Below are 13,278 nucleotides of genomic sequence, written 5' to 3' on the forward strand. Positions count from 1 at the left end.
CCTACCGTATATTCGCCCTTGGCGGTTAAAGCGCTATATTTCTGTGATAATTAGTAATATTTCCGACCTTTCTTTGCAATATGACGAGGTACTCGGCCTATTGCGCGTTGAGTGGGCTTCCGGAGCCGACATGCGAACCTTTCGAAGCAGTGCCGAGCAGCTGTTGCAGCTAAGTCTGCAGCTGAGCGTGCGGCACCTGCTGCTGAACATGAACACCTTTCCGGACATTTCGGTGTACGACCAGGTATGGCTGGGCACGCACTGGATGCCCGAAGTAGAGCATATTCACTTGGAGCGCGTAGTGCTTATCAACAACCGTCACCGTTTGCACAACCAGATGGCCATTGACGCGCTGATTGACATCGCCCAGCCGTTCATTCGCTGTGATATTCAGTATTTTCCGCAGCCCGCATCTGGTCTGCACTGGCTCAGCGACCACTCCGAGCGACTGCCCGCCCTGCTGGCCGAATGGGACGCCGTGCACAGCTCTAGTGTCCTGCCCGCGCCCGGTACGGCCGAGTATCGCTCGCCGCAGTACCGGCCCTACGACTCGTAGCTTCCCCGGTCCGATGGTGTTTCCACTTGCTCATAATCTGCAGGTTCAGCACGACCTTGACTTGCGCCTGATGCGGTTTCAGTGGGTGGGCGGCCCGGCCAACCATGCTTTGCGCGCTGGCTTGGCCTACGGCCGTGATATGGTGGTAGCGAACAAGCCCACCCATACGCTGATAGACTTTCACGGCATGCCACTCATTGATATTCAAGATGAACTATGGCTGTCAGTGCATTGGTTTCCGAAGGTGGCCCGGCGGCCGTTGCGCTGCGTAGCCGTTATTTTCACGCCTGAGCAGCTGCACAACCAAATGGCCATCGAGGCCATGCTGTGGGTAGGCCGCCACCTCATGCGCTTCGAGATGCAGGTGTTTGCAGACGTACCCGCTGCCCTCGACTGGCTAACGGAAGGCGACGCGGCCGCCGTGCAGCGTTTGCAAGCTGAATGGGATGAGGGATTGGTCCAGCTCCAACTCATGCCGCTGTCAACTTGACAGAAAATCAACCCTTGGAACGCCCTTTGAAAGCTACGGAAGTTGTGGCTCGCACCGCTGTGCCCAGCCATTCCGTCTGACTTTCAACCTTTCCTGATACCTGCATCATGCAAGAAACCGGTTCCATCTCCATCCACACCGAGAACATCTTCCCGATTATCAAGAAGTTCTTGTACTCCGACCACGAAATCTTCCTGCGGGAATTGGTTTCGAACGCCGTCGACGCCACCCAAAAGCTGAAAAGCCTAGCCCAACTAGGCGAGTACAAAGGCGAGTTGGGCGAGCTGAAAGTGCGCGTGACCGTGGACAAAGAAGCCCGTAAAATCACGATTTCCGACCACGGCTTGGGCATGACGGCCGAAGAAATCAAGAAATACATCAACCAGATTGCCTTCTCCGGCGCCACCGAGTTTGTGGAGCAGTATAAAGAGAAGGATGCCAATGCCAAAGACCAGATTATCGGGCAGTTTGGCCTGGGTTTCTATTCGGCCTTTATGGTGGCCAAGGAGGTGGAAATCTGGTCGAAGTCGTATAAGGACGACACCCTGACGGCGCATTGGGTGTGCGATGGCAGCACGCAGTTTACCCTTGATGAGCCCACCGGCGAGCACGAAAAAGCCGAGCGCGGCACCGACGTAGTGCTGCACGTGGCCGAAGATTCGGACGAGTTTCTGGAAGAGGCCCGCCTGCGCACCATCCTCACCAAGTACTGCAAGTTCCTGCCTATTCCGATTGAGTTTGAGGGCGAGGTTATCAACCAGACGACCCCAATTTGGACCAAGCAGCCGAGCGAGCTGACCGATGAGGACTACAAGAAATTCTACCAGGAGCTCTACCCCATGAGCATGGACGAGCCCCTGTTCTGGATTCACCTGAACGTGGATTACCCGTTCAACCTGACTGGTATTCTCTACTTCCCGAAAGTGAAGGACGAGCTGCAATTCTCGCGCAACAAGATTCAGCTCTACTCGCGTCAGGTGTTCATCACCGACGAGGTGAAGGACGTGGTGCCCGAGTTCCTGATGCTGCTACACGGCGTAATTGACTCGCCCGATATCCCACTGAACGTGTCGCGCAGCTTCCTGCAGGCCGACGCCGCAGTCCGCAAAATCAATACCTACATCACCAAGAAAGTAGCCGATAAGCTGAGCAGCCTCTTCAAGCAGGACCGGGCTGGCTACGAGGAAAAGTGGTCTGACATCGGCATGTTCGTGAAATATGGCATGCTCTCGGATGAGAAGTTTTACGAGAAGGCCAAGGACTTCGTGTTGCTGAAGAATGTGGACGGCAAACTCTTCACGCTGAACGAGTACACCGAACACATCCAGGCCAACCAGAAGGATAAAAACGACAACACCGTCGTGCTGTACACCAACGACGCTGAGCAGCAGCACAGCTTCGTGGCGGCCGCCCAGGAGCGTGGCTACGACGTGCTGAACTTCGACCAAGTGCTCGACCCGCACTTCGTAGGTCAGCTGGAGCAGAAACTGGAAAAAACCAGCTTCAAGCGCGTGGACGCCGACACCCTGAGCAAGCTCATCGAAAAGGACGAAACCACCGAAAGCGTACTGAGCGAGGACGACACCAAGAAGCTGGAAGAAACCTTCACTACTGCTATTGCCAACCCGGCCATGCACGTGAAAGTAGCCGCCCTCAGCCCGCAGGATGCCCCGGTAGTCATTACTCAAAACGAGTTTATGCGCCGTATGAAGGACATGCAGCGCACCGGTGGCGGAGGCGGCATGCAGATGTTTGGTGCCTTCCCCGAGTCGTACGATGTGACCGTGAACGCCAACCACCCGCTGGTGAGCAAAGTGCTTGCCGACGGTGGCGACAAGCTTGCCAAGCAAGCTTTCGACCTAGCATTGCTGGCACAAGGCATGCTGAAAGGGGAAGCGCTGACGCAGTTTGTAAAGCGCAGCACCGAACTGCTGTAAGCTGTTCAGTCGCAGATAAGGAGAAGCACCCGGGGCAATAGCTCCGGGTGCTTTTTTGTGCTCGTGTAAGGGCCGTAGCGCGAACTTTTAGTTCGCGTTATCAGAACGACACCCGGGTGGAGTTAAGACGCGCCTACGAGTTCATGTTGCCATCCTCGCTTAAATCGAGCAGCCAGTTCGGTGGCTCTGCCGCTAAAGCCAAGTCGGCGAGGTTGGGCCAGGCCCCGGCCCGGTCGAGGACGGCCGAGTTGGAGGTGACCACTACGCATGAGCGGGAGGCATAAGGCGCAGCAAGTTGCGTGGAAAAGCGTGGGATTGCCTATTCCTCTTCCAAAAGCTGCGAATAGCCAGCGGCCCGCTGAGTCGTTGGCATGTAGCGCGAACTTTTAGTTCGCGCTACGGGCGGATGGACCAGCCAGGGCTTTGCCGGTGACGGGTGCGGCCAGCAGGTGGCGCAGCTCGGCATTGGTCAGTACGGTGATGCCTGATTCGCTGGCCAGCCAAAGACGCTGCTGCTTATCGACTTCCAGCAGCATGGGGTTGCCGGCGTTGGTGGGCAGTGTCACGGGCCGCAGCAGGCGCTTAGGCTCTACTTTGTCGGTCGAAGGGGTGAAGCTGGCAAACCCGGCCGGTTCGTTGGGGAGCAGAAGCAAGCCCTGGGCAGTGGCAAACAGGCGGCCTGCGCCAGACACCGCCACCACGCCCGTTACCTCGTTGCCGGGCCGGCCGATGAACTTCACGGTAGGCAATTCTTCTTCGGCCGCGCCGCGCTGCCCGCCGTTTTCAAACACGCAGATGGCATCGGACATGATGACCCAGAGGTTGCCGGCATTGTCGGGCAGCAGTTTCTCCACGATGTTATCGGGGATTTCGTGGTTGGCCACGCCTTCCTCGTTGTAGCGCGTCCACTCGGTGCCCTGCTTGCGACTGAGGCCGATACTCGTGGCAATCCAGACGGAGCTATCGGCAGTGGCCACGCCGCCATTGATAGCGGGTGTGTGCAGCTCTTGCGTGAAGACATTATTGGCCCAGCGGAACACGCCCTGACCATTGGCACCCACCCACATAGCGCCCCGGGCATCCCGAAAAACGGCCGTAATGCTGGGCGCGGCGTCGGTGCCGGGCAGGCGCAGGGTGTGCGTTTTGAAGGAAACCGTATTCACGTTTTGCACGCCCGTCCGGGTGCCCAGCCATAAGGCGGTATCTGCCAGGGCGGCGCACTGAATGAGCTGGTTGAACTGCTGCTTGCGCACGAACTCGTGGCCTTCGAGCCGGAAGACGCTGTGTGCGGTGACGAGGTAGGTTGACTTCGCAGAATGAAGCAGCGCCACCGGTTTTTCGTTGCCCGGTACGGCGTAGTGTGGGCGTGGCTTAGCGGGCAAAAGTGTCGACCAACTCAAGAGCAGTAGCGCCGAAAAGAGCGAACGAATCAAGGGTTTTTTGGTGGAAAAAGACATAGTCCGGAGCCAATAGAGTGGTTCTGGCAAAGGTAAAATAATGAGCTCAAGGCGTTGATTATATAATCATTACTAAAGAAAAGCGTCTGTGCTATATTCTTAATAAAGGGTTGATGCATGAGTAACCCGGGCCTCATGACAGTTGCTCAATTTTGCGGCTAGTTAGCATTCCACTCATCAATATTTAACCGGCTTTTATGAAAGCGAAAATTTTACTCAGCAGCGGCTTGGTGCTGGCGGCGCTGGCCGGGCAGGAAGCCCGCGCTCAGGCGGCCAACAACAACGTCATCATTTACATCGGCGACGGCTTCGGGCTGGCCCCGAAAACGGCGGCGCGCATGGCCATGGGCCAGGGCACCACGGGCAAGCGCTTCCCGTCCGATGCCGGATTTCAGGTGCTAAACCTCGATAAGTTGAAATACAATGCTACCGTTACCACGCACTCGCTGAACTCTTGGATTACGGACTCGGCACCTGGTGCATCGGTGTACGCCTGCGGCAAGCCCGGCAAGCAAGACAATGAGGTGATTTCGCTGAACCCCGCCACCGGCGCTTCCATCGAAACCATCCTGGAAAACGCTAAAAAGCAAGGTTATGCAGTAGGCCTAGTGAGTACCGCCCGCATCACGCACGCCACGCCAGCCGCCTTCGCCAGCCACATCTGGTACCGCGACCTGGAGGACTACATTGCGGCCCAGTACATTGCCTCTACCCAGCCGCAGTACGAAGCCATTTTCAATAGCAGCCCCACCACCTCGTACCGCTACACGGCGGCCCGCGACTGGGTGTTGCCGACCCCCAAAGTGGGCGTGGAGCTGGACGTAATTCTTGGCGGCGGCGCCCGCCACTTCATGCCCCGCACCCGCACAGCGGCCAGCTCCTACGAAACCATCGTGGACCGCAACGGCACGGCCATTATCGACCCCGGAACCGGCGTAGCCGCCACCCTCAAAGGCAACCGCGCCGACGATGTGGACCTGGTTAGCTACGCGGTGAACCAGCGCAACTACGGCTACGTGAACAGCCGCGATGCCCTCAACAACATTAACCTCAGCCAGTACGGCGTGGGTGGGAAGAAGCTGCTCGGTCTGTTCAACGCCTCGCACGTCAACTACGAGCAAGACCGCCAGACCAGCGCCGCCTGGGAGCCCTCGCTGGCCGAAATGACCCACATGGCCATCGAAGTGCTGAAGGCCAAGAGCAATGGCAAAGGCTTTTTCCTGATGGTGGAGGCCGGCCGCATCGACCACCTGGAGCACGCCAACACCGGCGGTATCTCGGTGGTAGCCAACCCCGCCGGCGGCAACCAGTACACGGTGGATTCTGACAAGCCCACCTACGCGCCGGGTGGCGGCGAAGCCAACTACGTGGCCACGCCCACCACAGTCCGCACCACCAACGTGTACGCTTCCGACTACATGATTAAGGAGGTAATGGCTTTCGACTATGCTGTGGCTGAGGGCCGCGCCCTGCTGACTACGCCTTCCACTACTGGCAAAACCCTGATTTTTAGTACTTCCGACCACGAGTGCGGCGGCTTTGCGGTGACTGGCCTGCACGATGAGGCCGATGCCCAGACCAACGGTACCAAAATCCGGACCTACTCGGGCCAGATTGGCAAGTCGGTAGCAGCCGAAGCTGGCTACGCCACCCCCACCAACCTGGTGCGCGGCGATGGCGGCGCGGGCGGCTGGTTTCCTGATTATGTGATGAATAACTTTCAGGGCAAGGACTACCCACAGCCGGCTTCAGCCACGGGCAAGCGCATCGTGGTGGCCTACGGCTCAAACCCCCTCACCAACGGCAACGGCACCCGCGCCAGCACCGGTGTGGGCTCCAACCAGGGCGGCACGCCCGGCAACCACACCCCACAGGACATTTGGGTAGGCGCCGAGGACAACACCAATACCTCAACCTACGCCGCCGCCATCACTGGCCAGGGCCTGCTGGATAATACCTCCATCACGCCCATCATGGCCAACTTCCTCGGCCTGACCAGCTTCTTCAACACCATCACGCTGCGCACCCTTCCCGGCAAAGCCGATGAAGCAACCGGCGTGCAGCTCAGCCCCGTGCCTTTCCTCAACCAGTTCGATGTAGCCTTCACACTGCCCACTTCGGGTGCCGTCACAGTCGAGCTGTTCGACGAAATGGGGCGCCGCGTACAAAGTGTGGTTACGAACCAGAACTTCAGCACCGGCGCCCACGCCGTGACCGTAGATGGCAGCCGTCTCAGCGCCGGCCTCTACATCGCCGCCGTCACCATGAACGGCCAGGTGGTAAGCAAGCGTACGATTAAGCTCTAGCGCCAGAACCTCGCCCCGACTCCTTTCCAAGAGAGGAGCCTGACGACACGTAATGAAAAGCCCCGGCTCATTTTTGAGCCGGGGCTTTTCATTGCATCTTTTAAATTGTACCCCGCTTGTGCCGTGGGGCCCCGCTCTTTTGGAGAGGGGGTAGGGGGTAGGGAGGCTCCGCCGGGCACGGTGGTTAGGGGCGTTACTTCACATTCCGCGCCACCACAAACATGCGGTCCCCGAACCGCCCCGTCAGCTTGTTCAGATAATACGTGGGGTACTGCCCGGCCAGCTTGCTGACCTTTTCTACCACGCTGCCGCCTAGGCGAATGTTCTTCGGCGGCTTCACCGGGTTCAGCAGCTCTACCACTTCAAAGCCCTGCTTTTTCAGCATTTTGGTGATAGTGGCAGGTGTGAATTCGAAGAGGTGATAAGGTGGAATATCCATCTTGCGCTCCTTGCCCAGCACACCGTAGGCGGCGAAACCCAGCCGTACTGTGGGCAGGTTCAGCGTGGCGGGCAGGGCCAGCACCAATAGCCCGCCCGGCTCCAGAATGTGGTGGAACTTAGCCAGCGTGGCGGCGGGAGACAGGAGGTGCTCTAGCACGTCGCCCATGTAGGCGAGGTCGAACTGGTTTTCGTGGAAGTCCTCGGTGGTTTCGATGTTGCCCGTCACCACCGGCAGGTGCAGCTCGCGGCGGGCAAAGTCAGCGGCGTGCTCGGATATTTCCAGGCCGTGGGCTTCCCAGCCCAGCGCCTCCAGGCTTTTGAGGGTGTAGCCGGGGCCACAGCCCACATCAAGGTAGCGGAACTTGCGGCCGGGATATTTGGCCAGGATATAGTTCGTGAACTTGTCGGGCCGAACCTGGTTTAAAGCAGCCTGCTTCTGGCCTTCTTCAATGAACACGACCTCCTGCTGGGTCCGGTCATAGTTGGGGCGCTCGGTAAAATAGTCCTTACCATAGAGCCGTTCCAGTTGCGCAGGCGTAGGCTGGGGGTCCAAAAACATCAGGGCGCAGCTGCGGCACTGGGTACCTTGCAGCTTTTGGCCTTCAAATTCGTAGTAAAAGGGCAGCTTCTTAAAATCGGTGCTGCCGCACAAGTCGCAGGTACGCATGGAAGTAGCGCGAACTTTATAGTTCGCGTTGCCGCACGGTCAATTTCGTACACAACAACGCGAGGACGCGAGCTACAAAGTTCGCGCTACTTCGCCCAAGATTCGCCACCCCAAAGCTGGCACACCATTATGCTCGACGTTCTCATTATCGGGGCCGGCCCTGTAGGCCTCGCCTGTGCCCTCGAAGCCCAGCGCAAAGGCCTCAAAGTGGCCATTGTAGAAAAAGGTACCTTGGTCAATTCCATTGTGGGCTACCCCACCAACATGGAATTTTTCTCCACACCCGAGCTGCTCGAAATCGGCGGCTACCCCTTTCCCACGGCCCACTACAAGCCCCTGCGCGAAGATGCCCTCGATTACTACCAGCGCGTGGCCCGCTCCGAAAAGCTCGACATCCGCCTGCACGAAACAGTGCTAAAGCTGGAAGGCGAGCAGGGCAACTTCACCATCACCACCAGCCGGGGCGAAATCCCCGCCCGCAACGTCGTCGTTGCTACCGGCTTCTACGATATTCCCAACCCGCTGGGCGTGCCCGGTGAGGACCTGCCCCACGTCAGCCATTACTACAAAGAGCCTTACCAGCACGTGCTACAAAACGTCGTAGTCGTTGGGGCCAAAAACTCCTCGGCCAAAGCCGCCCTGCAAATGACCCGCGCCGGCGCCAACGTCACGCTCATCGTGCGCGGCCCCGAAATCAGCAATTCCGTCAAATATTGGATTCGTCCCGACCTTGTCAACCGCATTGCTGAGGGCCGCATCACGGCGCATTTCAACACCACCGTCACCGCCATCACTCCTGAAGCCATCGAAGCCCTCACCCCTGATGGCCCTCTGCGCATCCCTACCAATTTCGTATACGCCCTCACCGGCTACCACCCGGATGAAGCCCTGCTCGGCCGCCTCGGGGTGGAGCCTGACCCCCAAGACGAGGCCCGCGCCCCGCTCTTCAACCCTGACACCCACGAAACCACCCGGCCCGGCCTGTTCGTGGCCGGTACCGTGTGCGGCGGCCGGGCCACCAGCCGCTGGTTCATCGAGAACGGCCGGCACCATGCCCAGCTCATTGCCACGCATTTGGCCGCGCAGGTAGCTGCTTAGTTGGCATAAGTCACGTTGTCGACGATAGTGGTACCGTTGCTGGTGCGCGTCGAGCGCAGTTGCATGGCATCGGCCGTAAGACGGACGATGTCGAACGCAGTGCCGCCGATGGTGAGCTGGGTTTGGGCCGCGTCCATGTTCCAGGGATAGGTGCCCACCACGGTCTGCGAGCTGTTATTGCCGCAGGCAGTAGGACCCTCCGTGCGGATTTCGACGCCGTTGGTATTGAACGTGTACCGGTCGTCGCGCTCGCAAGCGGTAGGGAAGGCCGTGGCCAGGTAGTCGGCCGCGGCACTGTTACCCGTGGTGCGGGTGTAGGCAGTGATGTGCCAGGGCCCGCTGGTCAGTAGCTTGGTCTTGCTCGCGGCAGGAGTTTCCATGTCTTTTTCGCATCCAGTGAGCAACACGGTAGCTACGGCAAAAAGCAGCGCAATCTTTGTTAAAAACGAGTAGTGTTTGTTCATATAAGTGAGAGGGAAAGAGAAAGTTAAAAAGCCGCATTTCGCCGTGCCATTAGGCTTGCAAATTAAGTTGATAAGCTACAAATCAGCTGCTTATTCTTGTGAGTTATGCTTAAAAAAAGCGCCAGCCCAAACCGGGCTGGCGCTTTTTGAGTTTGGGCAGGAGCCAAACTACGGAAACAGCACGCCGCGGTAGTCGTTCGGTGCCACATTGGGTATTTTAGAACCGTAATTAGCGTTTATAACACGGATGAACTCGTTGGCTACCACAGCGTAGCCACGAGGCGTGGGGTGCACACCATCAAGGCTAAACAGGTTGCCAGAGGCAAACGTGGCCGTATTGTTCACCGCATTGGTAACTACACCTTGCTGGGCAATGCCAGTAAAAAAGGTATTCATATCAGCTAGCGGTACCTTATTCTGCCGAGCGGTTTTAGCGATGATGTTGTTGAGTTGAGTAGTGCGGTTCACTACGGCTGCTGCCTCGGTGGCATCCAATACGTACTTGCTAGGCAACGGGTTGGTGGGCAGGCTGCCAGCGCCCGTTGCCGCAATGTAGGCTTGTGCAGTCAGCGTCAAATAATCAGCCGAGGTAGCTAGGCGCACCACCGGTGCAGTTGTAGGACCAGTAGCGATGAACACACCCGGAGAAGCCGCATTCTGCGCTTTAAAAGCCGCCGCTACTGCTGCTACAGTCACCGTATTAAAGTACGGAACGCTGGTTACGTTCGGGATATTTGCGGCCACCCCCTGCACGGTACCATTACGAGAGATAGTACGCAGAATGGCGCGGTAACCGATACCAAAGCGGGTGGTGTCGGTAAGGTCACCAAACGGGTTTGGAACACCAGGAGCGATGTTTTCAACCACGCCACCATTAGTAGCATAGGCTAGCACGTCGTTGTTGCCCATCCAGCAGGTGAAGAAAGTTGGTGTTTTCTGGCCGATATACGTCACGTAGTCTTTCGTTGACTTTTCAGCCGTCGTCAGCAGGCGCTCATAAAAAGGATTGAGCGTACCATATGGTACTAAACCACCCGTGAGTGCTGACAAGCTGCTAAGTACCGAAATTCCTGGTATACCTAGGTTATCGGGTTGTGTAGTACCTGCATATGGGGCGAGTTGTCGGCCTCCAGGCAAATTGACAGCGGGCGTCGTGAAAGCTACCTTCTCATCTAAGTAGTTGTTTGCTGCTGATGGTGGCACCGGTGAGGCGGCACCGTTCACAATTTGCAATTTGATGTAGCCTGAACCGTCGGCCTGAGTGGTGGCAAAAGAAGGCTGCACAAAAGATGCGGGACCTTTGCTGGTTTTAGCAAACTGCTGAGCCAGCAGAGCCGGGTAAGATGTGGCTTGGGCCTCGTTATAAAGGCCGCCGTCGGAGTAGCCTGCGGTGAGGGAGTTGCCTACCGCTACGTAACTATTAAAATTGAGTGAACCGGCATCAGTTGCTGGGCGAGTATCGTCTAAGTCGGGTTGGCAGCCGCCCAGCACCAAGCCTAGCAGGGCCAGCGCTGGCAGTGAGTAAGTAGTATAGCGTTTCATGTTCGTGCGTCGGGAAGTCGGTGGGAATTAGAATTTAACGTACAGCCCCACGCCGGGAACGGCAATGGTGGTCTTATAGGTACCCGCTACGCGGTCCGTCGTGCCGTTGTTAAGTAGGTCGCTTTGGCTTTGGCTGCGCTTGAGGAAATCCTCATATAAGAACGACACATCTATACCAAATCGCTTGGCAAACTCATATGAAGCCCCAGCCGATAGGCCAATGCGGTCAGCATCCGGCGTTTCGGGAGTGACATAGCCGTCTTTCACAGCTGCTTGGTCGAAGAAGCCGCCTGCGCGCACCGTCAGGCCTTCAGTTACTTTATATTGGCCACCTAGGCGGAAAGCCAGCGCATTTTGGTAAAAGCGTTTTGACGAAGAGATAGTATTGCCGCCCAGCAAGCCGGGCGTACCTGCTACGGCTGGGGTGCTGCCAGCAGCAGGTCGGTCGCCGTAGCCGTTGTTGCCGCTAAACGTGAAATCCAGCGTGCGATATTCGCTCCAGTACACTAGGTTCGCTTCAAGCGAAACCGTAAGCTTCTCATTTGGCATCACGGCTACGCCCGCACTGGCCGTAGCTGGCAGCGGTAGCGTGGCATTGAAGTTGGTAGCGGTGAAATTGCCTCCCGTTGAAGCAATCACGTCGCGCAAGCGCACGTCGCCGTTCTCAATCTTGGCATCTACCTGCGAACGGTAGCTCACCCCCACGCTCAGCTTATCGCTGGGCTTAAAGAGAATGCCCGCATTGTAGCCAAATGTCTGCTTGGCTTTACCTGAAAGGGTGACATGGGGTGTAGGAGCTCCATTCTGGGCCGATAGTGGCACATCCCGCTGCAGGTCTACGTCGCCGTAAGCCAGCATCACCAAGCCCGCTCCCACACTCAGTTGCGGTGTGATGGCATAAGAGGCGGTGAGCTGCGCAAATACTGAGCGCAGATTGATGTCCGTGAGGGAGTAACGGCCTTGCCAGTCGTTGGCATAGTGCAGTTCGCTCCCGTAAGGTGTGTTGGCTCCGATACCGATTTTCCACTTGCCCTCTTTGGGGCCAAAAGCCGCATAGAAATTAACTGGAGTGACCATCTTGTTGCGCAGTTGGCTCTGGGCGCCACCGCTCTCGGCGATGAATGAGTTGCGGGGCATGGCAAAGTTTACCCCTACCTGCACCCCATTGTCGCGCACCATGGCCAGTGCGCCGGGGTTGTAGAACATGGCAGCCTGGTCGAGCGACAGGGCTACGCCCACCCCGCCCATGCCGTTATTTTTCTGACCGCCCAGATTAACCTGGAAGCCGCTGGCGGATGCCGCTGACGCGCCGAGTAGCAGCGCGCCCCCCGTGAGGAGTAATTTTTTAATGACCATACAAGTAAGAATGTTAGGTGGGTAAGGTTCTATGGGGTTAAAAGTAACGGAAAATTTCAAGTCAATTATTAGGCAAGCAGAATAATTTCTGCGATTCCAAACGTTTGTTGCGTGATTTCACTCCCCGCCGCCAGCCCGTACCTTTGTCCATATGATTCTTCGCGCCGACCATCTTATCAAGAAATACAAAGCCCGTACCGTCGTCAACGACATGTCGGTGACTGTAGAGCAGGGCGAAATCGTAGGGCTGCTCGGACCCAACGGCGCTGGCAAAACCACCTGCTTCTACATGATGGTGGGCATGGTGAAGCCTAATTCGGGACGGATATTTCTAGACACTACCGAGATAACTACTATGCCCATCTACCAGCGGGCGCGGCTGGGCGTGGGCTACCTGGCTCAAGAAGCCAGCGTGTTCCGCGACTTGAGTGTAGAAGAAAACATCATGGCCGTGCTCGAAATGACCAGCATGAAGAAGGAGGCCCGCCAAGCCAAAGTAGAGGAGCTGCTCGAGGAGTTTAGTTTAGGCCACGTACGCAAAAATTTGGGCAAGGTGCTGAGCGGTGGCGAGCGCCGGCGCACCGAAATAGCTCGTGCCCTGGCCGTAGACCCCAAATTCGTGCTGCTTGATGAACCCTTCGCTGGCGTCGACCCCATTGCCACGGAGGAAATTCAGGGCATCGTGGCCAAGCTTAAGCACCGTGGCATCGGCGTGCTCATCACCGACCACGATGTAAACTCCACCCTTAGCATTGTGGACCGGGCCTATCTCCTGTTCGAAGGCAAGCTCCTGAAAGCCGGCACCGCCGAAGAGTTGGCCGGCGACGAAACCGTGCGCCGCGTGTACTTGGGCAAAAATTTCGAGCTGAAGCGCAACGTGTAGGGGCAATTAGAAATGAAGAATTAAGAAATAAAAAGCTGGAGCCGTGCCAACCGCCTGCTCGGCTTTTTGCCAGGGCCCTGC

General features: G+C 57.4%; 12 protein-coding genes. 6 read left to right on the plus strand and 6 right to left on the minus strand.

The window, feature by feature from the left end; translation table 11 throughout:
* The first annotated feature begins 130 nt into the window (after positions 1-130).
* The 3 genes from J4E00_RS05390 (at position 131) to htpG (ending at position 2,983) form a co-directional block, all read left to right on the plus strand.
* Complete coding sequence (locus tag J4E00_RS05390; RefSeq protein WP_208174024.1) at positions 131-556, plus strand: hypothetical protein; 426 nt, start codon at positions 131-133, stop codon at positions 554-556.
* A 13-nt stretch (positions 557-569) separates the two neighbouring features.
* Complete coding sequence (locus tag J4E00_RS05395; protein ID WP_208174026.1) at positions 570-1,046, plus strand: hypothetical protein; 477 nt, start codon at positions 570-572, stop codon at positions 1,044-1,046.
* A gap of 107 nt (positions 1,047-1,153) precedes the next feature.
* Positions 1,154-2,983, plus strand: coding sequence for a molecular chaperone HtpG (htpG, locus tag J4E00_RS05400; RefSeq protein WP_208174028.1), 1,830 nt, complete (start codon positions 1,154-1,156; stop codon positions 2,981-2,983).
* Positions 2,984-3,116: 133 nt separating this feature from the next.
* On the opposite strand, the gene J4E00_RS29790 is transcribed toward htpG, so the two are convergent.
* Entirely contained in the window at positions 3,117-3,245 is a 129-nt protein-coding gene (locus tag J4E00_RS29790) for a hypothetical protein (protein WP_262898386.1), read from the minus strand.
* A gap of 124 nt (positions 3,246-3,369) precedes the next feature.
* Positions 3,370-4,416: a hypothetical protein gene (locus tag J4E00_RS05405; RefSeq protein ID WP_208174030.1), complete on the minus strand. Its 1,047-nt coding sequence runs from the start codon at positions 4,414-4,416 to the stop codon at positions 3,370-3,372.
* Between the two features lie 221 nt (positions 4,417-4,637).
* Between J4E00_RS05405 and J4E00_RS29980 the strand changes: the two genes are divergently transcribed.
* A complete protein-coding gene (locus tag J4E00_RS29980; RefSeq protein ID WP_208174032.1) occupies positions 4,638-6,746 on the plus strand; it encodes an alkaline phosphatase in 2,109 nt (702 codons plus the stop codon).
* Between the two features lie 193 nt (positions 6,747-6,939).
* Here J4E00_RS29980 and J4E00_RS05415 read toward each other — a convergent pair whose 3' ends face one another.
* Entirely contained in the window at positions 6,940-7,854 is a 915-nt protein-coding gene (locus J4E00_RS05415; RefSeq protein ID WP_208174033.1) for a class I SAM-dependent methyltransferase, read from the minus strand.
* A 129-nt stretch (positions 7,855-7,983) separates the two neighbouring features.
* Here J4E00_RS05415 and J4E00_RS05420 point away from each other — a divergent pair, with 129 nt between their 5' ends.
* Positions 7,984-8,952 carry a YpdA family putative bacillithiol disulfide reductase gene (locus J4E00_RS05420; protein WP_208174035.1) on the plus strand — a complete coding sequence of 323 codons (969 nt, stop codon included), beginning with the start codon at positions 7,984-7,986 and terminating at the stop codon, positions 8,950-8,952.
* Here J4E00_RS05420 and J4E00_RS05425 read toward each other — a convergent pair.
* From J4E00_RS05425 to J4E00_RS05435, 3 genes are all read right to left on the minus strand, one after another.
* Positions 8,949-9,416, minus strand: coding sequence for a lipocalin family protein (locus tag J4E00_RS05425; RefSeq protein ID WP_208174037.1), 468 nt, complete (start codon positions 9,414-9,416; stop codon positions 8,949-8,951). The two genes, J4E00_RS05420 and J4E00_RS05425, sit on opposite strands and share 4 nt — an antisense overlap.
* Before the next feature lie 168 nt (positions 9,417-9,584).
* A complete protein-coding gene (locus J4E00_RS05430) occupies positions 9,585-10,958 on the minus strand; it encodes an SGNH/GDSL hydrolase family protein (protein ID WP_208174039.1) in 1,374 nt (457 codons plus the stop codon).
* 27 nt (positions 10,959-10,985) lie between these two features.
* Positions 10,986-12,314, minus strand: coding sequence for an OmpP1/FadL family transporter (locus tag J4E00_RS05435; protein WP_208174041.1), 1,329 nt, complete (start codon positions 12,312-12,314; stop codon positions 10,986-10,988).
* Between the two features lie 151 nt (positions 12,315-12,465).
* On the opposite strand from J4E00_RS05435, the gene lptB reads away from it, so the two are divergent.
* Positions 12,466-13,197 (plus strand): LPS export ABC transporter ATP-binding protein, encoded by a 732-nt coding sequence (lptB, locus tag J4E00_RS05440; RefSeq protein ID WP_208174043.1) that lies wholly within the window; start codon positions 12,466-12,468, stop codon positions 13,195-13,197.
* The last annotated feature ends 81 nt before the right edge of the window (positions 13,198-13,278 follow it).

It is taken from the genome of Hymenobacter negativus (genome assembly GCF_017571495.1).
GTDB classification, from domain to species: Bacteria; Bacteroidota; Bacteroidia; order Cytophagales; family Hymenobacteraceae; genus Hymenobacter; species Hymenobacter negativus.

Excerpts from the sequence above, each read along its gene's own strand:
- J4E00_RS05390 (WP_208174024.1), top strand. The coding sequence starts at position 131 with ATGCGAACCTTTCGAAGCAGTGCCGAGCAGCTGTTGCAGCTAAGTCTG.
- J4E00_RS05395 (WP_208174026.1), top strand. The coding sequence starts at position 570 with ATGGTGTTTCCACTTGCTCATAATCTGCAGGTTCAGCACGACCTTGAC.
- htpG (WP_208174028.1), top strand. The coding sequence starts at position 1,154 with ATGCAAGAAACCGGTTCCATCTCCATCCACACCGAGAACATCTTCCCG.
- J4E00_RS29980 (WP_208174032.1), top strand. The coding sequence starts at position 4,638 with ATGAAAGCGAAAATTTTACTCAGCAGCGGCTTGGTGCTGGCGGCGCTG.
- J4E00_RS05415 (WP_208174033.1), bottom strand. The coding sequence starts at position 7,854 with ATGCGTACCTGCGACTTGTGCGGCAGCACCGATTTTAAGAAGCTGCCC.
- J4E00_RS05420 (WP_208174035.1), top strand. The coding sequence starts at position 7,984 with ATGCTCGACGTTCTCATTATCGGGGCCGGCCCTGTAGGCCTCGCCTGT.
- J4E00_RS05425 (WP_208174037.1), bottom strand. The coding sequence starts at position 9,416 with ATGAACAAACACTACTCGTTTTTAACAAAGATTGCGCTGCTTTTTGCC.
- J4E00_RS05430 (WP_208174039.1), bottom strand. The coding sequence starts at position 10,958 with ATGAAACGCTATACTACTTACTCACTGCCAGCGCTGGCCCTGCTAGGC.
- J4E00_RS05435 (WP_208174041.1), bottom strand. The coding sequence starts at position 12,314 with ATGGTCATTAAAAAATTACTCCTCACGGGGGGCGCGCTGCTACTCGGC.
- lptB (WP_208174043.1), top strand. The coding sequence starts at position 12,466 with ATGATTCTTCGCGCCGACCATCTTATCAAGAAATACAAAGCCCGTACC.